This is a genomic window from Sulfuricella sp. T08 (genome assembly GCF_000971475.1).
Taxonomy (GTDB): domain Bacteria; phylum Pseudomonadota; class Gammaproteobacteria; order Burkholderiales; family Sulfuricellaceae; genus Sulfuricella.
This window is the reverse complement of sequence record NZ_DF967522.1, coordinates 63,495-85,256: the sequence shown is the minus strand read 5'-3', so window position 1 is coordinate 85,256 and position 21,762 is coordinate 63,495. Positions and strand designations below refer to the sequence as shown.

23 protein-coding genes, 1 other RNA gene and 1 riboswitch are annotated in these 21,762 nt (G+C 57.8%); of the genes, 7 read left to right on the top strand and 17 right to left on the bottom strand.

Annotated features, from left to right (window positions below; all coding sequences use genetic code 11):
• The coding region (locus tag SCT_RS00805; RefSeq protein WP_237759537.1) for a polysaccharide biosynthesis protein at positions 1-675 on the top strand (675 nt) is incomplete at its 5' end.
• On the opposite strand, the gene SCT_RS17790 is transcribed toward SCT_RS00805, so the two are convergent.
• Positions 670-801: a hypothetical protein gene (locus SCT_RS17790; RefSeq protein ID WP_256381539.1), complete on the bottom strand. Its 132-nt coding sequence runs from the start codon at positions 799-801 to the stop codon at positions 670-672. The genes SCT_RS00805 and SCT_RS17790 overlap by 6 nt on opposite strands.
• Before the next feature lie 29 nt (positions 802-830).
• Here SCT_RS17790 and SCT_RS00800 point away from each other — a divergent pair, with 29 nt between their 5' ends.
• The gene (locus SCT_RS00800; protein ID WP_059417819.1) at positions 831-1,994 is read left to right on the top strand and encodes an ATP-binding protein; all 1,164 of its coding nucleotides are present in this window, start codon (positions 831-833) and stop codon (positions 1,992-1,994) included.
• Between the two features lie 210 nt (positions 1,995-2,204).
• Here the strand turns inward: SCT_RS00800 and SCT_RS00795 are convergent, their stop codons facing one another.
• The 9 genes from SCT_RS00795 to SCT_RS00755 all read right to left on the bottom strand — a co-directional run bounded on the left by SCT_RS00795 (position 2,205) and on the right by SCT_RS00755 (position 14,244).
• Positions 2,205-3,269, bottom strand: coding sequence for a glycosyltransferase family 9 protein (locus tag SCT_RS00795; protein ID WP_059417818.1), 1,065 nt, complete (start codon positions 3,267-3,269; stop codon positions 2,205-2,207).
• Complete coding sequence (locus SCT_RS00790) at positions 3,257-4,492, bottom strand: O-antigen ligase (RefSeq protein ID WP_059417815.1); 1,236 nt, start codon at positions 4,490-4,492, stop codon at positions 3,257-3,259. Before SCT_RS00790 ends, SCT_RS00795 begins: the two co-directional genes overlap by 13 nt.
• Before the next feature lie 89 nt (positions 4,493-4,581).
• The gene (locus tag SCT_RS00785) at positions 4,582-5,745 is read right to left on the bottom strand and encodes a glycosyltransferase family 4 protein (protein WP_059417814.1); all 1,164 of its coding nucleotides are present in this window, start codon (positions 5,743-5,745) and stop codon (positions 4,582-4,584) included.
• Complete coding sequence (locus tag SCT_RS00780) at positions 5,746-6,858, bottom strand: glycosyltransferase family 9 protein (RefSeq protein WP_082098115.1); 1,113 nt, start codon at positions 6,856-6,858, stop codon at positions 5,746-5,748.
• Entirely contained in the window at positions 6,851-8,017 is a 1,167-nt protein-coding gene (locus tag SCT_RS00775; RefSeq protein ID WP_082098114.1) for a glycosyltransferase family 4 protein, read from the bottom strand. Before SCT_RS00775 ends, SCT_RS00780 begins: the two co-directional genes overlap by 8 nt.
• Positions 8,014-9,774 carry a lipid A export permease/ATP-binding protein MsbA gene (gene msbA / locus SCT_RS00770; protein ID WP_082098136.1) on the bottom strand — a complete coding sequence of 587 codons (1,761 nt, stop codon included), beginning with the start codon at positions 9,772-9,774 and terminating at the stop codon, positions 8,014-8,016. Before msbA ends, SCT_RS00775 begins: the two co-directional genes overlap by 4 nt.
• A gap of 93 nt (positions 9,775-9,867) precedes the next feature.
• Entirely contained in the window at positions 9,868-11,229 is a 1,362-nt protein-coding gene (locus SCT_RS00765) for a glycosyltransferase family 4 protein (protein ID WP_202812091.1), read from the bottom strand.
• Positions 11,151-12,245 carry a putative lipopolysaccharide heptosyltransferase III gene (gene rfaQ, locus SCT_RS00760; protein WP_059417808.1) on the bottom strand — a complete coding sequence of 365 codons (1,095 nt, stop codon included), beginning with the start codon at positions 12,243-12,245 and terminating at the stop codon, positions 11,151-11,153. Before rfaQ ends, SCT_RS00765 begins: the two co-directional genes overlap by 79 nt.
• Positions 12,246-12,321: 76 nt before the next feature.
• Positions 12,322-14,244 carry a TonB-dependent receptor gene (locus SCT_RS00755; RefSeq protein ID WP_159107864.1) on the bottom strand — a complete coding sequence of 641 codons (1,923 nt, stop codon included), beginning with the start codon at positions 14,242-14,244 and terminating at the stop codon, positions 12,322-12,324.
• Positions 14,245-14,284: 40 nt separating this feature from the next.
• Positions 14,285-14,492: riboswitch (cobalamin riboswitch) on the bottom strand.
• Positions 14,493-14,608: 116 nt separating this feature from the next.
• Here SCT_RS00755 and SCT_RS00750 point away from each other — a divergent pair.
• From SCT_RS00750 to SCT_RS00730, 5 genes are all read left to right on the top strand, one after another.
• On the top strand, positions 14,609-14,809 hold the full coding sequence (locus tag SCT_RS00750) for a hypothetical protein (protein WP_059417805.1): 201 nt from the start codon (positions 14,609-14,611) through the stop codon (positions 14,807-14,809).
• A complete protein-coding gene (locus tag SCT_RS00745; protein WP_009207382.1) occupies positions 14,806-15,117 on the top strand; it encodes a cell division protein ZapA in 312 nt (103 codons plus the stop codon). Before SCT_RS00750 ends, SCT_RS00745 begins: the two co-directional genes overlap by 4 nt.
• A gap of 103 nt (positions 15,118-15,220) precedes the next feature.
• Positions 15,221-15,398: non-coding RNA, 6S RNA (ssrS, locus tag SCT_RS00740), on the top strand.
• Positions 15,399-15,429: 31 nt separating this feature from the next.
• Positions 15,430-16,038 (top strand): 5-formyltetrahydrofolate cyclo-ligase, encoded by a 609-nt coding sequence (locus SCT_RS00735; RefSeq protein WP_059417803.1) that lies wholly within the window; start codon positions 15,430-15,432, stop codon positions 16,036-16,038.
• The gene (locus SCT_RS00730) at positions 16,023-16,478 is read left to right on the top strand and encodes an EVE domain-containing protein (RefSeq protein ID WP_059417801.1); all 456 of its coding nucleotides are present in this window, start codon (positions 16,023-16,025) and stop codon (positions 16,476-16,478) included. The genes SCT_RS00735 and SCT_RS00730 overlap by 16 nt, the downstream gene beginning before the upstream one ends.
• A gap of 4 nt (positions 16,479-16,482) precedes the next feature.
• On the opposite strand, the gene SCT_RS00725 is transcribed toward SCT_RS00730, so the two are convergent.
• From SCT_RS00725 to mdcC, 7 genes are read right to left on the bottom strand one after another with little or no spacing between them, the layout of a single operon-like run.
• Positions 16,483-17,289, bottom strand: a complete 807-nt coding sequence (locus SCT_RS00725) for a sulfite exporter TauE/SafE family protein (RefSeq protein ID WP_059417800.1) — start codon at positions 17,287-17,289, stop codon at positions 16,483-16,485.
• Between the two features lie 58 nt (positions 17,290-17,347).
• Positions 17,348-18,277, bottom strand: a complete 930-nt coding sequence (locus SCT_RS00720) for an ACP S-malonyltransferase (RefSeq protein ID WP_059417798.1) — start codon at positions 18,275-18,277, stop codon at positions 17,348-17,350.
• A gap of 1 nt (position 18,278) precedes the next feature.
• Complete coding sequence (gene mdcB / locus SCT_RS00715; protein WP_059417796.1) at positions 18,279-19,157, bottom strand: triphosphoribosyl-dephospho-CoA synthase MdcB; 879 nt, start codon at positions 19,155-19,157, stop codon at positions 18,279-18,281.
• A gap of 1 nt (position 19,158) precedes the next feature.
• Positions 19,159-19,836 carry a malonate decarboxylase holo-[acyl-carrier-protein] synthase gene (gene mdcG / locus SCT_RS00710; protein ID WP_059417795.1) on the bottom strand — a complete coding sequence of 226 codons (678 nt, stop codon included), beginning with the start codon at positions 19,834-19,836 and terminating at the stop codon, positions 19,159-19,161.
• A complete protein-coding gene (locus SCT_RS00705) occupies positions 19,833-20,555 on the bottom strand; it encodes a biotin-independent malonate decarboxylase subunit gamma (protein ID WP_059417794.1) in 723 nt (240 codons plus the stop codon). The genes mdcG and SCT_RS00705 overlap by 4 nt, the downstream gene beginning before the upstream one ends.
• Positions 20,552-21,451, bottom strand: a complete 900-nt coding sequence (locus tag SCT_RS00700) for a biotin-independent malonate decarboxylase subunit beta (protein WP_059417792.1) — start codon at positions 21,449-21,451, stop codon at positions 20,552-20,554. The genes SCT_RS00705 and SCT_RS00700 overlap by 4 nt, the downstream gene beginning before the upstream one ends.
• A complete protein-coding gene (gene mdcC, locus SCT_RS00695; protein ID WP_059417790.1) occupies positions 21,448-21,756 on the bottom strand; it encodes a malonate decarboxylase acyl carrier protein in 309 nt (102 codons plus the stop codon). The genes SCT_RS00700 and mdcC overlap by 4 nt, the downstream gene beginning before the upstream one ends.
• Positions 21,757-21,762: the final 6 nt, after the last annotated feature.

Sequence of the window (21,762 nt, the reverse complement as noted above, 5' to 3'; positions counted from 1 at the left end):
AAGCGCTTGGCCGAGATGGTTTGCCAGGGGTTGCAGGGTTCCCTCTCCCCCAGTGCCTCAGCGTCAACCGGTAATTCTACCCTCTCCCCAACCCTCCCCCTGCAAGAGGGAGGGGGTGCTGGTTTGCAGGGAGAAAAGAGTGCTTCGGGGACTCGCTTTGTCATGGTGCGGTTTGGCAACGTGCTGGGCAGTACGGGTAGCGTGATTCCCAAATTCCAGGAGCAGATCGCGCGCGGTGGGCCCATTACCGTTACCCATCCGGAAATCACGCGCTATTTCATGTCTATTCCCGAGGCTGCTCAGCTGGTGCTTCAGGCTGGATTGATGGGGGAGGGTGGCGAGATTTTTGTGCTGGATATGGGGGAGCCGGTCAGGATTGTGGAATTGGCTAAGGATATGATCCGGCTTTCCGGTTTTTCAGAGGGTGATATTCCCATTGTATTCACCGGCCTGCGCCCAGGGGAAAAGCTGTACGAAGAATTACTGGCTGATGATGAGCATACGTTGCCGACACCTCACCCCAAGCTGCGTATCGCCCAAGCGCGCACGGCAGACGATGTCTGGCTCGATGCGCTGTTGCAGTGGACGGGAAGCGGGGAAATGCTATCGGAACAGGAGGTTAAACAGGGATTGAAGAAGTGGGTTCCGGAGTACTGTAGTAGCAAAAATTCATGAGTTTCTTTCCGCGCTGTTAACCTTAAAGCCAGCCTGCAGTTTTTCAAAACCGTCCAGTGCGTCGCTCACGTCTTCATCTTCTAACCCAAAGTCTTCGGCGATGCCCTCAGCGAATAAATATTGCATTTAGAAAGATAGCCTTTTAATATGCAGTAATGATAATCCGCAGAATTCTTCCGAATATTGAAAAAGCGTTGGTTCAATTCCCTGCCGTCGCTCTTTTGGGGCCTCGACAGGCAGGTAAAACCACGCTGGCGCGTTCTGTCGGGTCAAGCCATGTAAATAGCCTGTATCTGGATCTCGAGAGGCCTTCTGATCTGGCCAAGTTGGCTGATCCGGAGTTATTTTTGTCTCGCCACGTGGATCAACTTGTTGTGCTTGATGAGATTCAACGGCAGCCTGACTTGTTCCCCGTTTTGCGCGCGTTGATCGATGAAAACCGTCGCCCTGGACGATTTCTGTTGTTGGGTTCGGCTTCGCCGCAGTTGTTAAGGCAGACTTCAGAATCCTTGGCAGGTCGAATTTCTTTTCATGAGTTGGCGCCTTTCGATGTCAGCGAAATTAAGCCAAAAAAAGCTGACATTGGCGTGTTTTGGCTGCGTGGCGGGTATCCGTTAAGTTGGTTGGCCGAATCGGAAGAGGCTTCTCTCGCGTGGCGCGAGTCTTTCATCATCACGCATTTGGAACGTGATATCCCCGCTTTCGGCATTCGGATTCCCGGTCCGACGTTGCATCGCTTCTGGCGGATGCTTGCTCATCTGCATGGGCAGATGTGGAATGCATCGCGACTGGCTTCTGGTTTCGGGGTTTCAGCACCTACCGTGCAGCATTATCTGGAAATTCTTGAGGCGACCTATATGGTCAGGCGGCTGCCCCCATTACATGTCAATTTAGGCAAGCGTTTGGTGAAATCTCCGAAAATCTATTTGCGCGACAGTGGGTTGTTGCACGCGCTACTCGGAATTCGCAGCCTGGATGAACTTGCCGGACATCCCGTCGTTGGGCCATCGTGGGAAGGATGGGTGTTGGAGCAGATTGCGCAATTATTGTCACCGCAGTGGCAGTTATCTTTTTACCGTACGGCGACAGGTGCGGAAATGGATGTTGTGGCGGAACGTGGTGAGAGAAGAATAGGATTTGAGATCAAACTTTCCAGCGCGCCCTCTTTGTCAAAAGGTTTCTGGTCCGCGATGAAGGATTTGCAGCTCGAACAAGCGTATATTGTTGCCCCTGTTGAAACAGGTTATCCGATTGCTGAAAAAGTAGAGGTTTTGCCGGCGAAAGATGTGGCGCAATTGTGCGCATCATTGGATGGGTAGACTGTGACTGCGATAATTTCGGCAATTACAGTGCGGGCGATCGGGTGTAATTAAAACTGGTAGTTGGCACAAGCGGTGTCGTCTGGATGAAGGCCAAAGGCCGTAATCCGGGGCGCCCGCCGGGTGGTGGGTTGGGTTGGTGGAGGGACTATTGCGCCCTGCCGGGCACTCCCGGATTACGCTAGGCTTCATCCAGGCTACTACGCACTATCAGCATCCATCCAGCAAGCTCTTCGTGCCATTATAGGCATCTTCTACGCTCACATCTTTAACATCGAGGCTTTGCGGTTGTAGCAGCACATAGGGAACACCCCAAGGGTGCCACCGAGTGCTTTCCGATTTGCCAAAAAAGCACAGTATTGGTTTGCCAAGACCGGCAGCAAGATGCATGGCCCCGCCATCGCTGCAAACAACCATGCGGCACAATGACAACCCGGCGATCAATTGCCCAAGTTTATGGGTCGGATAGGCAAGAATGGGAACATCGGGTAATGCGTCCATGATTTCTTTGGCTTTGGCGTCATCCCCGGGGTGCAGTGGGTTGGTGTCGTCGCCAGGGGACCAGAACAACAGAAAATTGGCTTGGTACTCTGCGTACAGCTTACGAATTAGCGCCGCAAAACGATCCGCAGGCCAGCGTTGGCTGGGCTTCCGGGCGCTGATATGGATGCCAATTGTGGATTTTGATTCCCATGCCTGGATTTTTATTGTATCTCTTGCGCGGCAAACCTCGGTCTCGTCAGGAAAAACAAGGGCTGCCGGCGGTTCGCCTGTAATCCCGAGGGGTGCAAGCAGCCGAAAAACGTCCTCGGCCTCGTGCATCGGATGATGAACGGTGCGGGGAATGGCAATGTCGATAGAGGAGCCTTGCGTGTTTCCATTTTCGGTATAACCGATGATGTGCTTGGGCCTAATCCATCTGGCTAGCTGGAGAGAGCGGGGTTGGAATCCTGGGCTGGCCAGAATGGCATAATCAAACTTCATTCGCCTCAACTGGATAATTAAGCAGAGTCGATGCCAATAGGCCGATAGCTTACCTTTCCAACCAGCCTGGTGCTTTGCCTTGGCATACCAAAAAACCTGATTAATTTCCGGGTTGTTCTCCAATACTGCTTTATTGTAGCTATTTACTAAAGCGTAAATGCGCGCATCAGGGAAGTGTTTCCTTAGGGCTGTAAATAAGGGGGTTGTGCAAACCAGATCGCCAATATTATCGCGGCGAATTACCAGAAATATGGGTGTGGAAAGTGTTGGGATTACATTCACGGCGTGCATTGGGCGGACGGGTGAGCCTCTAGTTTAAGATAGGCTAGCCACATGCCCAGCAACATGACGCTCAGGATCGCATGTTCGTGATGGAGGGTGGTGTTGGCAAGGCCAACGCCTATAGTAATAAACCATGCGCTAAAACTGCCACCCCACAGTCCCCATGCCAAATCTTCGTCGTCGCCTTTCGGGGCGAACCGGATAAGCCAATAAAGCCAGGATATAAGCACGCTCAGCAGTGTCGCAGTGCCTAACAATCCCCGTTCTGCAAGGGAATTAATATAAAGGTTGTGGGCGTGCGGCGCGAATAAATATTGAGATTCCACATAAGGTTTGCCAGACTCCTCCAGCCAGGCTTTAATTTTCCCCATACGGATTTGGTTGTAGTTATTCATGCCGACACCAAATGCCGGATATTTGTGCCAGGCAACAAGCGCTGTGTTCCAGATGACATCCCGGTATGACAGAATAATGCCGGCTTTCGTATTGCTTTCCTGTTTCTGTATGACTTCAGTGTGGGTAATGTATGCGCCACCTGCCAATAGTGTGGCTGCAATAAATAAGATCGCAAGCGGGTATTTTGAGCGTTTCAGCCAGACCAAGCCCAGAATCAATGTAAGTAGCAGCGCTACTCCCACGGCTGCCCGACTGGCTGAAATGAAAATAGACACTGCAAAAAGCGTGGTGAGCAGAGCGCTGAGAATTCGCAGGCCTGAATTGTTTTTTCTCCAGAACGCCAGGGTAAGGGAAAGGAGAGCGCCATAGCTGATTGCCAGATAAATTGCACTGTGGTTGACGTGCCCGACGGAGTTAAGCTCAAGGGCATGCTTGGTATGAGTGACAAACAGGCTCCACAAAGCATGACTTAGTGCGATGAACGTGGAGCATATGATAACGATTGTTAGCCAGCGGAGTTCCGTCCGGCTGTAGCCACTACGTTTGATTACCCACAGTATCGAGCCATATCGCAGAATGTCGTTTGCGCCCCCCCATTCGCCGCCATGTAATCCGGAAAAGGCAGAGATTAGATAGCCGGATAATATCCAGAAACCAATCAGGCTATCCCATATATCCCACGCGCCGCCAAAATCTTTTGCACGAATTCGGTTGGTAAACCAAATGCAGATAAAAGCGAGCCAGAAAATATTTTTCGGAGCTTCCAGTAATGGGATGAATAAAATTAATGCAGCAAGTGCAAAAAATTCAAACGGGTATTTAAAAGTGGATTTCATATCTAGTGTGTTACGTGACAGGTTTGCATATGGGTCGCCGGCGGTTCTACATTTTTGTGCGCATACAAAAATTATATATTTAAAGGGTCTTAGGAGGTTAAAACGGGTTGGGATTCCAGAAGACGCGCTGCAGCGGTCATTGCCCGTTTCACGCGTTGCGAGAATTGTGCTAGGGAAAAGCTTTCGAGGTGCGTCGTTGCCCGGCGTGGGTCGAGGAATTCTCCGTCCGCAGTACGGAGCTTGCCGAGCAGCCGCGCGAAATCGCGGCCGTCATCCTGACGCGGGTCGGTGAAGAAATAGCCGGTTTCTCCTTCGACCACGGTCTCGGTGAAAGGTGGGGCATTTACTGCCAGTACTGGCGTGCCACAAGCTTGAGCCTCGATTACGTTGAGTCCGAGCGCTTCCTTTTCCGGCAGCCCGGTGAGCAGAAAATCCAGGTGTGGATAAATCGCGCTCATGTTGTTCTGGTGCCCCCACCAGCGCACTTGGTCGGCAATAGGATTGAGGCTTCTACGCAAGTCACGCACCGACGCGTAGCCACCGCTGCCGAAGATTTCCAGATTGACGTCAGGGAACTGCCGAAGGATGGGGGCGAGGATGCCGAACATCAGTGGAAATTGCTTGATCGGCGTTAAGCGCGAGACAATACCCAGCGTCAGGCCTTTTCTTTTCTTGAAATACTCCTCGGGCTTGAGTGCGAACCAAGCGGGGTATAGATGGCTCAGGAGGCGGTCGCGCACCTTGCGGGTGTCCCAGTCGTAAACCGATGCGGCGCGGATCGTCGTTTCTTGTTCTTTAGCCGGGCGTGTCAGATCGGCCACGCCGTAGAGAGGCTCTTCATAATAATTGTCGATACCTGCCGCGCGCAGGCTGTCGATGACGTGGCCGGAAACGGCGAAAATAAGGTGGTAGGGCCTGAATGGCTCCGGATTCCGGTTGTACAGCGGCATGTGGGCGAAACCGGTGAGGATGTGCTTGCTGGCAAGCGTGTCGGCCAGTTTGCCGATTGTAGGGGAATGGGTGATGAACAAGGAGCGTTCAGCCGGCAAGTGGCCATGGATTTCTTCATAACTACCGACTGGAACAAGTGTGACGCCGGGCATGTCCAGTTTTCGCCAGAAACCTGCGTTCTTGTGGACGAAAAGCGTAACCTGCCAGCCAAGCTGCTGCAGTACGTTGCTGAAGAAACGGGTATAGGCCTCCCCTCCGCCGAAGCCTTGCTGCAGGTTGATTTGGTAGCAGACCTTGCTCATCTACTCGTGTATTCCCAGTTCTTCGATGGCCCGGCGTACATCAGCCACCTGAATGCCGTCCATGCACGCTCCGACAGAGAGGCATTCACGCGGCCCGCGACTGCACCGCCTCACCCAGCCTATGGTTCGTCTGAAAAGCACGCGTTGATCCCGGCAAGGGAAATCATCAACCATGACGGCACGGTATAGACTATTTCGCCAGAATTCGCCCGCACCGAAGAGGACCGGCGAACCCGGCCCAAACAGCGTCACCGTTGGGGTACCGACGATGCGGCCGAGGTGGGCCACGCCAGTGTCAGGACAGACCAGTAGTCTGGCGTGGGCTAACAGCTGCCACAGTTGAGCCAAGTCTAGCTGGTCGGCAAACGAAAGATGTTTTTTGTCCGGATCGATTTCGTCGACAAATCGTTGTTCACCTGGGCCACCGCTCCAGACAATCTGGAGTCCACATTTTGTCAGGAATTCGGTTAAAGCGCGCCACTTTTCCGGACTCCACAGCCTGAGCACAGTACTTGCCCCTACGTGCAGGACGCAATATGGCTGCTGTGGCAAAGTGAAGGGGCGGGAGTCCGGCGCTGGCCAATCTTCGGGCTTGTAGGGTGCCGGTGCCGAGCCGTCTATCAGCCCGGAAACCATGTCGCCCCAGGCAGCAGGTTGGCTGGGATATGGAACGAGACGGTCAACTGGCCAGCTTTTGTAGGCTGGGCGGTCACCGGAGAATGCCACGATCCAGCGCGCGCCGGCGGCCAGAGCCAGCCAGCTGTAACGGTTGTCACCAGGGACGATGGCGAGATCGAAGCCCCCCGCATTAAGCAACATCTTGAGGGTGCTGCCATCGCGCGGGTCATAGGGAATGCTGATTACCCCGTAAGGGCGATGTTGGTAGAGAGGAACAATAGCCTTGGGGGTGGCTATGACGATCTTTGCATTCGGGTAACGTACGCGTAATTTGGCCAACAACGGTGTCAGCATCAGAGTGTCGCCCAATAGCAAGTGATGGGCAACGAGAATACGACGAGGCGAAACTGGCGGTTTGCGCCGGCCGAGCATTGTTAGTCTATTTCTTGCGGCTAGCGCCAATACCTTGAGGCGCGGAATTAAACGGCTAGACATGGGTCGCGTTGAGGAAGATCGCTTCCATTTTGTCGAGCATGGCCTGGAGTCCGAATTTCTCCAACCCATCTATGCGAGCGTGTTCCCCTAGCTCACGACGAAGCTCCGGTTCTTTCAATAAGTGCTCCAGCGCCTGTTGCAGCGCTTCAGCATTTTTGGGTTCTACAATCAATCCGTTTGTCCCATCCTGTACTGCATCGAGGATGCTGCCCACTGGAGTGGTTACAATCGGCAGGGCGCACAGCATGGCTTGCAGCAGGGCCTGTGGCACGCCTTCGTTGGCGTAGGAGGGCAGGACGAAAATATCCATGGCTTGCAGCCAGGGCAGTACATCGCGCTGGTTGCCGGGCATGATGACACGTTCTTGCAGACCCAGCTCGACCACTTTCTTCTGTAGGGCATCCCGCTGCGGGCCATCGCCAACGATCAGCAGGCGGGCTGTGGGGTTTCCCAATGTCGCGAAGGCATCCAGCAAATAGGCGTGGCCCTTCCAGCTGCGCAGCGTGGCGACGATGCCGATGATCGCGCCTTCTTCCGGCAGCCCAAGCTGTCGGCGGGCGAGTAGTTTGTCGCCGGGTATGAAGCGGCTGGGGTCAATTCCTGTGGGTACGGAGGTGATGCTTTCCGGCCTGTAGCCGTTGACGGTAATCAGTTGGTGCCGCAGCTTTTCGCCAGTTGTGACGATGTGGCGAGTCGCACGTTGATACAGCCAGCGCGTTGCCCGATTGTTCGGGATAGGGGCCGAAATGTGGCGGGTACGTACGATCGGTGCCTGCGCTCCTGGCAGCAAGGAAGTCAGCGCTGCCAGCCAGGTATCCGTCGAGCTGTGGGTATTGAGAATATCGGCGGGATTATTCCACAGCCAGCGATGCAGAGCCAGGACGCCACGCAGGTTCTTCCTGCCGATCGGCAGTGCCACTGCGGGAATGCCGCGGAGCCTGGCTTCCTCGTATATTTTGGCCTTCGCCGGGCATAGCAGCGTAACCTGATGGCCGCGCAGCATCATGCCGGCCGCTTCGGTGAGAATGCGGATTTCCTGGCCACCCCAGCCCAGGGAGGCCTCGGTATGGACGATATGCAGGCTAATGCGATCCTCGCGCAGCGAGACCGCGTCCCTCTCTCCCTCCGGGAGAGAGCTAGGAGAGAGGGTGGCGCTCATGTTTGTTCGCCGGCCTGCGGCAGATGGTCCTGCGCGAACTGGATGTGGTAAAGATGGGCATAAATACCCTTTCTATCCAGCAGTTCCCGATGGCTGCCGATTTCGGCGATGCGCCCCTTTTGCAGCACCACGATGCGGTCAGCCTTTTCTATCGTCGAAAGCCGGTGTGCGATGACGATGGTGGTCCGCCCCTGCATCAAGGTTTCCAGTGCTGCCTGGACGTGGCGTTCGGATTCGGTGTCGAGGGCTGAGGTGGCTTCGTCCAGGATCAGGATAGGGGCATTTTTCAAAATGGCGCGGGCAATGGCCAGTCGCTGGCGCTGACCGCCCGACAGGCGCACGCCGTTTTCACCGATCAGGGTCTGCAGGCCTTGCGGCATGCGGAGAATGAATTCCATCGCATGGGCAGCTTCGGCGGCGGCCACGATTTCCGCCTCGTTGGCGCCGCGCATGACGCCATAGGCGATGTTGGCGGCGACAGTGTCGTTGAACAGGGTCACGTCCTGGCTGACCACGGCGATATTGGCGCGCAGGTCGGAGAGTTTGATGTGTTCGACATTATGTCCGTCGATCAGGAGCTGGCCCGAAGTGGGATGGTAGAAGCGCGGGATGAGATTGACGAGCGAGGTCTTGCCGCTACCGGATGGTCCCACCAAGGCAATGGTTTCGCCCGGTTCGATGATAAGGGAAATGCCATCCAGCGCCGGCGATTCTTCTGGTCGATAGGTGAGGCCCAAGTCACGGAATTCGACCTGGCCGCTGGCGCGGGGGAGCGGTTCGGTGCCGCTGTCCGGTTCGGATTCCTGATCGATCAGTTCGAATACGCTTTCGGCCGCAGCCAGCCCCCGTTGCATGCTTTCATTAACGCCGGTCAGGCGTTTCAGTGGTGTCAGCAGCATCAGCATGGCGGTGATGAAGGAAACGAATCCGCCTACCGTGGTCTGGTCGGCGGAGGACTGGTCGATGGCGATATACACTATGATGGCCAATGCCACGGCGGCGAAGAACTGTACGAGAGGTACCGAGGCCGCTGCCGCGATGGTCTGCTTCATGTTGAAGCGGCGCACCAGGTTGTTGGCTTCGAAGAAGCGCTTCGCTTCATATTCCTGACCGCCGAAGACCTTGACTACTTTGTTGCAGCCTATGGTTTCCTCCAGCACCTGGGTGATGTTGCCCATGGAACGCTGGGCTTCCCGGCTCATTGCCCGCAGGCGGCCGCTGAATGCCGTGACGATGAGGGCGACGATGGGCGCGATAACCAGGCTGACCAGAGTCAGCTTCCAGTTGAGATACAGCATCCATCCCAGAAGTCCGACTATGGTCAGGGAGTCGCGCACCAGCACGGTAATGGCGCTGGTCGCTGCGGCGGTTACCTGCCCCACGTCGTACACCACTTTTGAGATGAGCGATCCGGTGCTGCTGTTGTCATAGTAGGGGATGGGCAGGGCGATGATTTTGCGGAACATCTGGTCGCGCAGATCCATCACCACTTTATTGCCGACCCAGGCGATGGCATAGGATCCCGCATAGGTGAGCAAGCCGCGCAACAGGAACAAGCCGATCAGGGCCACCGGCACCAGCCAGGTCATTTCAATGTTCCGGTTGACGAAGCCGTTGTCGAGCAGGGGCTTCATCAGCGCAGGGAAAAGGGGCTCGGTTGCTGCCAGCGCCACCATGCTTACAACGGACAGGGCGAAAGTACGCCAGTAGGGCAGGACGTTTTGGAGTAAGCGCAGGTAAAGTTCCCTGCTGTTCATTTCTGGACGGGGCATAACCGGCGAATTATACGCACTTTTCTGCCCCAATCCGAGAGCTACCGAGCAAGGGGTGTAATTGAAAGTGTTGGTCGTTCATTTCGCGCCCTCTCCCCCAGCCCCTCTCCCGCCTGCGGGAGAGGGGAGCACAGTTGGAACAAGCCTGGATGGTTGACCGGGCGTAGCCACATCCGTCCCCTCTCCCACTTGTGGGAGAGGGTTAGGGAGAGGGGCTTGGAGTTGACGGCCAACACTTTCAATTGCACCCCAGAGCAAATCCCGGTAAAGAGCGAATAGCCGACTGCTCATGGCAGCGGGAGAAAGCGCTGCCACGGTGTCTCGTGAGGGCGCGCTGTAGTGGGCAACGCCCTGTGTCGCAGCCTGCTGCATTGCGGCGACAAATCCTGCGACATCCAGTGCGTCGAGGACGAAGCCGTTTACTCCCTCGCGGATCAATTCCGCTGCCCCGCTCTTGGTGCTGGTGATCACCGGCAGGCCGCAGGCAAAGGCTTCCAGCGCAGCGTTGGGGAAGGGGTCGTAGAGCGTGGGCAAGACAAAAGCATCGGCTGCGCCATAAAACGGCTGCACGTTTTCCTGCCCGCCCAGAAACCGGGTTCTGGTTTCTATCCCCAGTTTATTTGCCAGGCGGCGAAATTGTTCGAGTTTCTTGTCCTTGCCCACCACCAGCAAATACGTGGATGAAGGAAGTTCGGCCAAGGAACGAAGCACAGTGGCCAAGCCCTTGCGTTCGAAGCCGGAACCGACGAAGAGAAAGACGGTGGCGTCGGCGGGAATGTTGTTTTGCGCGAGCACTGCAGAGCGGTGGAGTTCCCGCAGCCCGGGGTGAAATACATTCTGGTCAACGCCGCTGTATATGACATGCAGCTTTTCTTCGGGCAGTCCGAAATGGCGCTGGATTTCCTCCTTGACCATGTTCGAATTGCAAATCACTGCCTTGAGTTGCGGGCTGGTGAAGAGTCTTTTTTCCGCAGAGAGCACCTGGTGGTGGTAGGGATTGAGAGCGACGCCGAGTCGGCTCAGCGGGCCGAGCACACGCCGGCGCTGGGTCAGCCACTCGCGATGAACGCCATCGCCGGCGCGGTAGATGTCGCAGCAGCTGATGCGCTCGTGCGACTGCACCAGGTCGAAATTCTGGTTTTTCAAAGAGCGACAGACACAGCGGGCGAAGCTCCAGTCGCGCCACAGGCTGCCGAGATAGAAGGGGTTGCAGATCAGGGGGGCGAATTCTTCCCCGCCAGGCCAGCGACGGGTGACGATGGTCAGCGATGCGCCCTCGGCACGCAGGGCGCGCACGGCATTGGCGACGAAGCGCTCCGCCCCGCCGAAGGGGGTGTAGCGCTGGCGGACGAGAGCGATCTTCAGCAGTTTCCGCGCCCCTGCAACAGCAGGCTGTGCACGGCCTCCAGCACTTCTGCCACGCTGATGGTCTGGAGGCATTCGCTGAGTTTCCCGCCACCGCAGCCATCGTTGCCGCAAGGGCGGCACGTGTGGTTTGAGATAATGATCCGGTGAGGAACTTGCCATGGACCCCATTCCGGGTCTCCGCTAGGGCCGAACAGGACCGCCGTGGGTGTTCCCATGGCGGCGGCGATATGCATCGGGGCGGAATCCACGCCGATGAATGCCTGCGCTCTGGCTGTGAGCGCCGCAAGTTGTTTGAGCGACAGGCGTCCAGACAGGTCTGTCACGGGTGCGGACAGGGATGTGGTGATGCGCTTTACGGCAGCCATCTCGTCGTCGCCTGGTCCGGCAGTCAGCACCACGCGATGCCCTTCCTGCTGCAGGGTGTCGATCAGTTCACTCATTTTTCCTTCGGGCCAGCATTTGAATTGCCAGCGCGAAGTAGGGTGCAGGTGGAGAAACGGTTTCCCCCGCAAACCCTGTTGTTCGAGTTCCTTGTCGATGAACGCCTCTGCTTCCTTGCCGGGAACCAGTGTGAGATGCCGCTCCTGCCCGGCGGGATAGACCCCGATGCGGCGCAGCGCGTCCAGATTGAGCTCCACGCGATGGCGCCAGCGACCAATGGGAATGGGGTAGCGGTGGCTGAAGCTGTTGTACCAGAACCTGCCTTTTCCGCGCAGTTTCTCGGCCACGCCATAGCGTGCACCAAGCAGCCTGGTTAACCAGGCTCCCCGGTTGTGTTCGGTCAGGTGGATGATCAGATCGTAGCGCCTCGCCCGTAGCTCTGACAGCAGTTTCAATTCGGCCTTGGTCTGAGTAAAAACCCCGGCGGATTTCCACTTTCTGTCGATGGCGTGCAGCTGGCTGATGGCGGGGTGAAGGCTCAGCATTTCCGCAGTGTCCTGATAAACCAGTGCGTCGATTTCCAGATGCGGCGCGTGGTTTTTCAGTACGCTGAAAACCGGCGAAGTAAGCAGCACGTCGCCGTGGTGGCGTAGCTTGATGACTAATACGCGACGAAGCGTAGACAGGTCGATGGCGTCTTTGAGCATGACGCGAACAATAGCAAAAAACCACGCAAAAGAAAAAGGCGGCCCAATATTAGGCCGCCCTTGCAGGTTTGCGTACTTACTTAAATCGATATTCAGCCGACATAAATAAAGTCCGATCTGGCGCTGGATATGCACTGAAAGTCGTACCTGATTTGATTGCGTAGCTGAAGTATTTTTCGTTAAACAGATTCTTCACGGTTGCGGCCAGACGCCAAGGGCCGACGTCATGGGCGAGCCTGGCATTCACTACCGTATAACTGGACATTTTGCGACCGAATGTGTTGGCTTGGTCATTGTCGAAGTACTGTTCCCCAATATACTGAGCATCTGCGCCCAGGTTGGTCGTCGGCGCGATGCGCCATGACGCCCCAAGGTTCATTGCATGCCGTGGTACGAGTGGCACGTTTTTCCCGGTTACATCCGTTCCGTTATAAGTGCCCTCACGAAATGTCGCTTCGGCGTAAGTGTAGTTTGCGAACACATCCAGAGTGTCTGTTGCTCGCCAGTTTGCCGCCAGTTCAAGCCCCTGTCTTTGTGTGGGTGGGAGGTTGATGTTTGCCCCGAATGGCGGGACCAAGGTTGAAGGCAGGTATGCGATCTCGTTGTTGAGGCGGATCTGGTAGAGCGAGGCGCGCAATGCACCAGCCGCGAGCCTTTTCTCGAAACCGATTTCCCGGTCGTGCGATGTTTGTGGTTCCAATAGAGAAATCTGGAACTGGTTTTCATCTACGGTCGCGATACGGAAACTTTGGTCGAGCTTGGCAAACAGGGCCAGTCCTTGGCTCAATTCGTGACGCAAGCCCAATTCGAAGGCACGCGGAGACTTCGTCTGGCTTATTGTGCCGACGGAGGACTCTACCTGATGGAGGCGTCCTCCCAATGTGATGCGGGTAGCGGTAGACAGCATGGTCTGGTTCTGGAAATAGAAGGCCTGATTTTTCTGGCTGGCCAGCGAGGTGGAATAAGTGTTTTTGGAGTTGTAATCCCAATCATCCAAATCCAGCCCTAATACCAAATCGTTGCGCTGTCCCAGTAGAGTGTGGCCAAGTTTCAGGCGTGGATTAAAAGCTGCAACATTGACTTTCGTCTCGATGCTATAACCGGGAGCATAAGACGCCTTGGCATTGCGTTCACGGTAAGAGAGATCGGCAGTCAGTTCGGCGTCTCCGATCCGAGTGCTGCCATTGAGGTTGAGGTGGCCACCCGTTCGCGTGCTCCAGTCATTCGGGGTGGCGGTGCCGCGTCGGTCAGACTGAAGTTGCGATTCGGTCCGGGCGCCGGGCAGACGCAGGCTTTGGTCGTCCGCGCCGAATTTTAGCGCCCATTGTGTATTTTCCGTCGTGAAGCGGAAGTCGCCTTCGATATTTTCCTGTGCAATCTCATTGTTCTTGCGATAGTTGTCGGAATCATAACGATTGGCATGAAGCGCGAGGCTGAGATTGTCGCTGCCGATCAGGCCGCCTGCGCGGAGTTCGGAGGTATTGTAGGTGCCGTAACCCGCGCTAACAAAGCCTTCGCGTTGGTCAGGTTTAGGCATCTTGGTGATGATGTTAATGGTACCGCCGGTGGCGCCGCCACCATAGAGGACTGCGCCACTGCTGCGCAGGATTTCGATGCGTTCGATCGAATCCATGGGGATGGCTGACCATTTTGGGGAAACCAGCTCGATTTCGCTGAGCCGCTGACCATCAAGCAGCACCAGGGTGTTCTGGCCTCCTGTGATGCCGAAGCCGCGCATATCGATTTGGGCGTCTGGGCTACCGCTGTTGCTCCTCGTTTTCACGCCGGCAAAATGTGACAAGAGTTCCGGTATGGTGGTTGCAGTGCTGCGCGCGATATCCTCGCGCGTGATGACCTGTATGCCAAATGGCGAGGTTTGGCTTTGTGACAGGAAACGCGTCGCCGTGACGACAATTTCATCGGCGGTGTAAGTGGGTATTTCTTCGGCGTACAAAGGAGCAGCGATTGCCAGCAGTGGCAAAGCGAGGAGGGATTTCATTTCGGACTCCATATGACGTATGCATCCCCGCATACGTTTAGGGTTTAAAAAATTGCCGGGCCGGTCTCCGGGCTCACGAGTCTTGACGCATCGCCTTCCCATGAACATGTTCACAGTGGCGTGGTTGATGCGTCCACACTCGCTTACCGTTGCGGGGGCAGCACAGGGTTTGCGCAATGGCGCGCACCTGTTTCCCGTTTAACCCATCCGCGGTGAAAGCGGCGGGCACCTGGCAAAGGAGGCGACTATTCTACCTAAATTTCGGAAATTGTCATGTGGAGTGGCTGCCAAACGTGCCAATGAACATTCAGAAGTTTTTGTTACCGGTTGACTTAACAGGATTTTTCAAATTATAGTGTGGGCTATGGAAGCGGAACTGAAGGCTCTGGAAGACAAAATTGTTCAATTGGTGCAGTTATGCACACGTTTGCGCACAGAAAACACGCACCTGCGGCAGCAGTTGGCCAATGCACAAAATGAAGGCAAGCATCTGGCCGAAAAGATCAATGGCGCGCGAGGCCGGCTTGAGTCGCTACTCGATCAAATCCCCGGGGATGAAGCATGAGCGCGGACGTCAAGGGTCTGGATGTAACCATCATGGGGCGGGAATTCCGCGTGGCCTGTCCGGAAGACGAGCAACAGGCGCTGCTCGATTCTGTTACCTTCCTCGACAAGAAAATGCGCGAGATCCGCGATGCGGGCAAGGTTATTGGTGTCGAGCGCATCGCCATCATGGCGGCGCTGAATATTGCCCATGAATTCCTGGGCACCCGTCTGGCTGGCAGCTTTGACATCGGCGAATACAAGCGTAGAATGAATTCCATGCAGGCGCAGATCGAGCAGGCAATGGCCGATCAGGACGAGTTATTCTAGCTTCTCTCCCCGCCGGGGCCGCCCTCTTCTCAATCCTCTCCCGCAAGCGGGAGAGGAGGCAAACGAGAAAGGCGCTTGTTCCGAATTGCACCGTTTTTCGAGTTGCTCCCTGCGGTGTTCGTTAAGACTATATATTCTTTGACCGATTCGCATAGTCTGGTTGCGGCTATACCGAGTGCTGTTGTGCGCATCCCTTCCCGGATGTGCCTGATGTGCTCAGGCTGCGACCACCTTGAACCTTAGGTTCAAGATGCTGGTCTTGACGGCACTCGCGGGGGCTTTATTTTTCCCCATCAGGTTTCTCCTGACAGCATGAACAAGAAGCAGCTGCGCACGTCATTGCGCCTGGCGCGCCGGGCGCTCTCCGCCCAGCAGCGCAGCCATGCGGCCGACGGATTGCGGCGGGTAGCCTTGGCCCAGAACCTGCTGCTCAACTGCCGGCGTATCGGTTTCTATTCCCCGACCCATGAAGAAATAAATTTGATGCCTTTGCTCAACCACGCCTTGTGGTTGGGCAAGGCGTGTTTCCTGCCGATCGTGCCGCGGCGCTTTCAGCGGCGGCTTGGTTTCAGTCGTCTGACGCTGCTTCCACGCTGGTATCTTAACCGCTACGGCATACACGAGCATTGGACTCCGCGTCCGGTGCGCGCCTGGCAACTCGATCTGCTGTTTGTTCCTCTGGTCGGTTTTGACGAGGCTTGCCATCGTCTTGGCATGGGCGGCGGTTTCTATGATGCCAGCCTGGCCTATCTGCGGCGGCGCAAGGTATGGCGCAAGCCGCTGCTGGTCGGCGTCGGCTACGAATGCCAGAAGGCTGACGAGATTCCTTCGGATCCCTGGGACATGCACCTGGATGCGGTGATTACCGAGCGAAAAATTTATTGGGCGAAGAAAAAAGGGCAAACATGCGTTACTGGCTGATGAAATCCGAACCTTCCGATTGCAGTATCGACGACCTCGCTGCCTTACCTGACCAAAGCGTGGCCTGGTACGGCGTGCGCAACTACCAGGCACGCAACTTTATGCGCGATCAAATGAAGGTTGGCGACAAGGTGTTCTTCTACCACTCCAACTGTGTCGAGCCGGGCATCGCCGGGTTGGCCGAGGTGAGCCGGCTGGCTTACCCGGATCAGACTCAGTTCGATCCGAAGAACAAATACTTCGACCCCAAGGCAACACCGGAAACCCCGCGCTGGTTCAATGTCGACGTCAGGTTAGTGAAGAAGACCCGGCTGGTCAGCCTGAAGGAGTTGCGCGGCCACCCGGAACTGGAACGGATGCGTACCCTGCAGAAGGGCAACCGGCTGTCGATCACGCCGGTGGATCCGCGTGAGTGGGAGTTTATTTTGTCGTTGCTGTAGTAATTCAGTAAATCGAATTCAGCAGCATCTTTGTGCCGATAATGTAGAGGAAAACGGCGAAAATTTTCTTGAGTGTCGTCACCGGCAGCTTGTGGGCAGCTCGAGCCCCGAACGGGGCGACGAGCATGCTCGCCACTACCAGCCCGGCAAGGGAAGGCAGGTGGACGAAGCCGATGCTCCAGGGCGGCAGGTTTTTAATCGGCAAGCCGTTGAGAAGGTAGCCGATGGTTCCGGCGACAGCGATGGGAAATCCGATCGCGGCCGAGGTGCCGATGGCGTTATGCATCTTGATGTTGCTCCAAGTCATGAAAGGCACGGACAAGGCGCCGCCGCCAATGCCGACAAAGCTTGAAACCATACCGATGATCCCGCCCGCGACGAACATCCCGCCCGTGCCGGGAAGCTGGCGCGTCGGCTTGGGTTTGAGGTTAAGCAGCAACTGCGTCGCCACGTAGAAGATGAATACGATAAAGAAGCCCTTGAGCAAACCCGCTGGAAGTTTCGCCACCACAAATGTGCCGGCCAGGGTGCCGAGCAGGATGCCCGGCGTGATGCGCTTCACGATGCCCCAGTTGACCGCGCCATGCGCGTGATGTGCACGCAGGCTGGACACCGAGGTGAACATGATGCTGGCAAGCGAGGTGCCGATCGCCAGATGGATCATGTAGTCTGGCGGAAAATGCTGAGCGGCGAAGATGAACATCAGTATCGGCACGATTACGACCCCGCCACCCACGCCCAGTAGTCCGGCCAGAAATCCGGCGATGCTACCGGCGGCAAGATAAAGCAGAATAAATTCCCAGCCGATCATTAAGTTAAGTCCCTTGTGCGGAGTATACGCGGTTGCTCTTGCCTGCTGACTGTACCGGCTAACCCAGCCAGTTCGCCAGCGCCCGGTAATCCCTGAAGTCGTTGACGGCGCGTGCCGCGATTTGCGGGTGCTCGGCTTCGACCAGCCGCGCCAGATCGTTTCCCGGTCCGAGTTCGATCACGGAGTCGATGCCGTATTCTGTCAGCGCATCCATGCACCTATCCCACCTGATGGTCGTGCAGATCTGCCGCGACAGGGCGTCAATCGCCTGATCGCGGGACTGAACCGGTGCCGCATCAACAGCCCTCAGGACGGTCACACGGGGCGGGACGATCGCGCTTGCGGACAGTATATCGCGGAACGAGTCTGCCGCCGCCGCGAGGTAATGAGTGTGTGAGGGAATGGTCACAGGCAATCGTACCAGGTTTGGGTTGGCCGTCTGAAGATCGGCGACAAAGCGCGCGATAGCGTCGCTCGGTCCGGCCAGCACTTCTTCACCGGTCCGCCGTTTGATGGCGACTTCCAGGCCGTAGTCAGCGATGGACCGATCGCGCGCGGCGAGTGTAGCGGGAGAGACCCGGCCGCGCCACAGGGCCATGCAGGCACCGCTGCTGTTGACGGCCGCAGCCGCATCCATCAGGCGCGCGCGTGAGTGTACCAGCTTGAAGGTCTCAGCCGCATCGAGCGCTCCGGCGACAAAATAGGCAATCAATTCTCCCAGGGAGTAGCCGGCGACCAGGCTGATTTCAGGCAATAGCCGCGCAAGCCTGGTCCAGGTCGCTATCTGGTAATAGGCGATGGCAAACTGCGCATTCGCGTTGAGAAAAATTTCCTGTTCATGGAGACCGTTCCACCACTCCGCTACATCCCGGCCCAAGACTGCGCTCGCCGCCTGGCGCACCGGGTCGCATTCGGGGTCCAAGAGCAGCTCGTCCAGCATGCCGCGGTGTTGGCCTGCCTGTCCGGAGCAGAGGATGGCGAGCCGCATGCTAGAAAGAAGAGATTTCGAACTGATGGGCCGCCCAGCTTGCCGCCATCAGGTCGGCGCTGCCGCCCGGGCTGAGGTTGCGCTCGACGAACGCGCGATGAATGGCGAGCAGTCGGTCGCGCCAACCCGGTACATCCACCCCGCCTGAGCGGTTGAAAGCGGCTGCGGAGTGGCGCACGAAATCGAGCCCGACTTCCCCATCCCGCCACAGCAGGTTGGTATCCGGCAGGTATTCCATCAGGGTCAGCAGGGTGCCAATCTGCGCCGTTTCGCGATCGTGCCCGGATTCAAGGTGGCGGCGCAGGGCTGGCAGGCCGATATTGTAGACCGTCGGAAATCCGGCTGCTGCTTCCGTCCTCGCGCCGCCGGCCGAGAATTTTTTGAACATACTGTTGCCGTGAGAGGCAGGAGATCTTCTGCGGCTGGTGGCAATGTCTGCACCCCAGACCCTGGCGACTACAGCGCCGCAGTCGAGCTTCGCCAGCGCAGCGTCAGTCCTGCGCCGGGCGGCGGCTGCCGCGAGGAGGCCGAGGTTGAAGATGGCGCCGCGATGGGTATTGACGCCGCCGGTGGCGAGCAGCATTTTCCGCTCCGCTGCTATCCCGATCGCCCGCAGCACGGCGAAGGGCAGACCGCGTGCGCCGGCAAGCGCAAGCGCGGCGAAGCTGCCTTGCAACGCGTCTATGCTGGCGAGGAAGGTACCGATATGCATGTCGCTATGGCTGCCCGAATCGACCGGCGTAACCAGGCCGGGCTTGGGCCAGGCCATGGCTTCGTGGCGGAGGGCATCCAGACAAAGGCGCTCGAGCCGGAAGCAGTCGCCACGCGGGTCGTGCGGCCGGGCGGCAAATGCGGCAGGGTTGCAGACGGCTGCTTCCATGTCAGGTGGAAAGCGGGTGGGTGAAGAGCTGGTCGACGGAAATCAAACGGGTTTCGCAGTCGGACTTGGCGAGCACTTGCCGCGGCGTCTCAGCGCGAATTGCCCCGGCCAGTTCCCGCCAGGCAACCGCCCATCCTGTCGGCGCGAGGATTTCCCCGTCGATGCGGGGCGTTTGCACAGGGAAGGCTTCCAGCGCGGCAAGCAGTGCGTGAAGTTGGGTGGTCTCGTTGCATTCCAGCAGCAGGTCGAGATCGCTAGCTTCGTCGAGAAATTTTGCGCCGGTGAAGGCTTGGGACGAGAGCGAGCCATACACGCGCGGTACTGCGCCGGCTTTTGCGCACAGGGCGTGCAGGCTGTAAATGCCAGTCCGCCAGCTGCGGGGCGCATGATCGATCGTATCGAGCAACAAGAGGGGACGTGAGTGGCGAATGATGGCGGCGCGGGATGCGCGGAGAGTGATGCGTTTGCGAGCTGGTGCGGAATACAGCGTGAAGCCCAGAATCAAGGGGTCGGTTTGCCCGGCAACCGGTTCAGGCTGGCGGGCGACTACTAGAGGCCGGCCCTGTTTTACCCAGTTTCGGGCACAGTCAACATGCTCGGCAGCGGCAACGAACCGGCCCGCATCAATACCTGGGTCGAGCCAGACCAGGTCGTGGCGGTGGAACGGGGCCGTGCTCATGCGACCGCCACGAGTTGCGCCGTCGGTGCGGCGAGTTGTCTCCCGCCGCGCTCCAGCCCGATTGCGGCGCGGTCATCCGTCTCTGTGGCGCTGACTAGCGCGGCGGCGAGACGCTCAGACCAGTTGTCGTCCGCCGACCAGATTTCGTGAATGCCGCCCATGCGCCAGTAATTCTCAGCTCCGGGCGCGAACACCGGCGATACGTCCGCCAGTTCTTCCAGCCGTTCGAAGCTGATCTTGGTGACGCGCGCCATCGCGCGCAGATCCATGACGCGTACTTGGGCATCAGGCAGCGCGCAGATGCGGTCGGCCAGCATGCCGAAGGCAAGGAAGCCACCGCTGACCGCTTCACCATGAATAAGGGTCAGCAGGCGGTGCCCCTGCCGACGCGCCAGGTCGACGCAGCGCGCGACATGGGCGAAGTAGCCGTTGAGGCCGAGCAGCTCGTCGTGCCGCGACAGGGCCTGCCCCTGGGTGTCGGCGATGAAGAGGATGGGGCGTGGTGCGGGGTGGGTAGTGGCGTCGGCGCTCACTGCCTGCAGAATTGCGTCGGCGATCCGGAGTGCGAGCGGGCCGTCGATTGCCGCATGGTCGCGGGTGCCGATCACTGTGATGCTCTCGTTCCCGAGTTGTGCCGAACCGTGCAGGAACTGACCTTCGCTAATTACATTATGGCCAGCCGTGCCGAACAGCCGATCGAAGACTGCATGCTCGCTCATGCGGGTTCCCCCAGCTGAAGATTGAATTCCTCGACGGTCAACTCGGGTACCTGGGACGCGTCGGCAAAGGCAGCAGCCTGCCAGATTTCCAGTCCGTCACGCGCGCTGGCGAAGCGCTCGCTGCGGGCGGCCAGACGTGCTTGTTCATCGAGCAGGGTATCGAGGTGGGCCGGCGTGAGCGGATGAGTCTGGTAGCGTTCGATCAAGTCGGCGGCCGCGGCGCGAAAGGCGGGAATGAGGTCGTCAACCAGCCGCGTCGCGTCGCCTAACGCCCGCCGCAACTTGCCGCCGGTAATCCGCCACACCAGCGCACGATCGCGAGAGTCGAATTCCTCCACCCCTTTAACCGTTTCGATGACCTCGGGACCGGACAGGCCGAGCCGCCCCTGTTCTGACATAACGACTTCCGCACACAGTCGGGTGACAATGCCCATGCCGCCGAATGCCCCGCACGAGCCGCCGACGAGGGCGAAAACCGGAATGCCTGCAGCCTGGACTTGAAGGACTGCGCGCATGATTTCAGAGATCGCAATCAGGCCGGCGTTGGCTTCGTGCAGGCGCACGCCGCCCGAGTCCACCAGCAACAGCACGGCAGCAGGCCGCTCGACCATGGCCTTGTCGAGCAAGCCGCAGATTTTTGCGCCGTGTACTTCGCCGACCGAGCCGCCGATGAAGCGGCCTTCCTGTGCGGCAATCAGCACGGCGTGTCCGGCCAGCGAGGCGCGGCCGACCACGACGCCGTCATCGAAGGCCTGCGGTGCGCCCAACTGGGCCAGGTGAGGGCTGGTCTGCCTCATCTCGGGGGGGCAGAACTCGCTAAAGGAACCCGCATCGACCAGGCCGCTCAGCCGCATGCGTGCAGAAGCTTCGAAATAGCTGATACGCCGGCCGTTCATGCTGCGCAGGTTTCGAAGGCTTGGTCGAGGCGCAGGCTGACCACCGCGGGAGTGGCGCCCGCGTCGTTGATCGAAAGCCTGAGCCCGCCCACGCTATGGCGCTCGGCGAAGTCCTTCAGCACCGCTTCCCAGATGTCGCGGAAACCGTGGGCCGAGGTGTTAACCACGATTTCGCAGGCATTTCGAGTCGCGGTGGGCTCGACCAGCACTTCCAGATTGCCTGACGAAACCACGCCGCAGATCGCGGTGTGAATGATGTCCTGCGGCAGGGTCGATGACGGAAGGGTGAGGGTGAATTGTTCCATGTGCGC

Bases quoted from the DNA above. Each gene is read 5' to 3' on its own strand.
- SCT_RS17790 (WP_256381539.1), bottom strand. From the start codon at position 801: ATGCAATATTTATTCGCTGAGGGCATCGCCGAAGACTTTGGGTTAGAA.
- SCT_RS00800 (WP_059417819.1), top strand. From the start codon at position 831: ATGATAATCCGCAGAATTCTTCCGAATATTGAAAAAGCGTTGGTTCAA.
- SCT_RS00795 (WP_059417818.1), bottom strand. From the start codon at position 3,269: ATGCACGCCGTGAATGTAATCCCAACACTTTCCACACCCATATTTCTG.
- SCT_RS00790 (WP_059417815.1), bottom strand. From the start codon at position 4,492: ATGAAATCCACTTTTAAATACCCGTTTGAATTTTTTGCACTTGCTGCA.
- SCT_RS00785 (WP_059417814.1), bottom strand. From the start codon at position 5,745: ATGAGCAAGGTCTGCTACCAAATCAACCTGCAGCAAGGCTTCGGCGGA.
- SCT_RS00780 (WP_082098115.1), bottom strand. From the start codon at position 6,858: ATGTCTAGCCGTTTAATTCCGCGCCTCAAGGTATTGGCGCTAGCCGCA.
- SCT_RS00775 (WP_082098114.1), bottom strand. From the start codon at position 8,017: ATGAGCGCCACCCTCTCTCCTAGCTCTCTCCCGGAGGGAGAGAGGGAC.
- msbA (WP_082098136.1), bottom strand. From the start codon at position 9,774: ATGAACAGCAGGGAACTTTACCTGCGCTTACTCCAAAACGTCCTGCCC.
- SCT_RS00765 (WP_202812091.1), bottom strand. From the start codon at position 11,229: ATGCCTCCAGACCATCAGCGTGGCAGAAGTGCTGGAGGCCGTGCACAG.
- rfaQ (WP_059417808.1), bottom strand. From the start codon at position 12,245: ATGCTCAAAGACGCCATCGACCTGTCTACGCTTCGTCGCGTATTAGTC.
- SCT_RS00755 (WP_159107864.1), bottom strand. From the start codon at position 14,244: ATGAAATCCCTCCTCGCTTTGCCACTGCTGGCAATCGCTGCTCCTTTG.
- SCT_RS00750 (WP_059417805.1), top strand. From the start codon at position 14,609: ATGGAAGCGGAACTGAAGGCTCTGGAAGACAAAATTGTTCAATTGGTG.
- SCT_RS00745 (WP_009207382.1), top strand. From the start codon at position 14,806: ATGAGCGCGGACGTCAAGGGTCTGGATGTAACCATCATGGGGCGGGAA.
- SCT_RS00735 (WP_059417803.1), top strand. From the start codon at position 15,430: ATGAACAAGAAGCAGCTGCGCACGTCATTGCGCCTGGCGCGCCGGGCG.
- SCT_RS00730 (WP_059417801.1), top strand. From the start codon at position 16,023: ATGCGTTACTGGCTGATGAAATCCGAACCTTCCGATTGCAGTATCGAC.
- SCT_RS00725 (WP_059417800.1), bottom strand. From the start codon at position 17,289: ATGATCGGCTGGGAATTTATTCTGCTTTATCTTGCCGCCGGTAGCATC.
- SCT_RS00720 (WP_059417798.1), bottom strand. From the start codon at position 18,277: ATGCGGCTCGCCATCCTCTGCTCCGGACAGGCAGGCCAACACCGCGGC.
- mdcB (WP_059417796.1), bottom strand. From the start codon at position 19,157: ATGGAAGCAGCCGTCTGCAACCCTGCCGCATTTGCCGCCCGGCCGCAC.
- mdcG (WP_059417795.1), bottom strand. From the start codon at position 19,836: ATGAGCACGGCCCCGTTCCACCGCCACGACCTGGTCTGGCTCGACCCA.
- SCT_RS00705 (WP_059417794.1), bottom strand. From the start codon at position 20,555: ATGAGCGAGCATGCAGTCTTCGATCGGCTGTTCGGCACGGCTGGCCAT.
- SCT_RS00700 (WP_059417792.1), bottom strand. From the start codon at position 21,451: ATGAACGGCCGGCGTATCAGCTATTTCGAAGCTTCTGCACGCATGCGG.
- mdcC (WP_059417790.1), bottom strand. From the start codon at position 21,756: ATGGAACAATTCACCCTCACCCTTCCGTCATCGACCCTGCCGCAGGAC.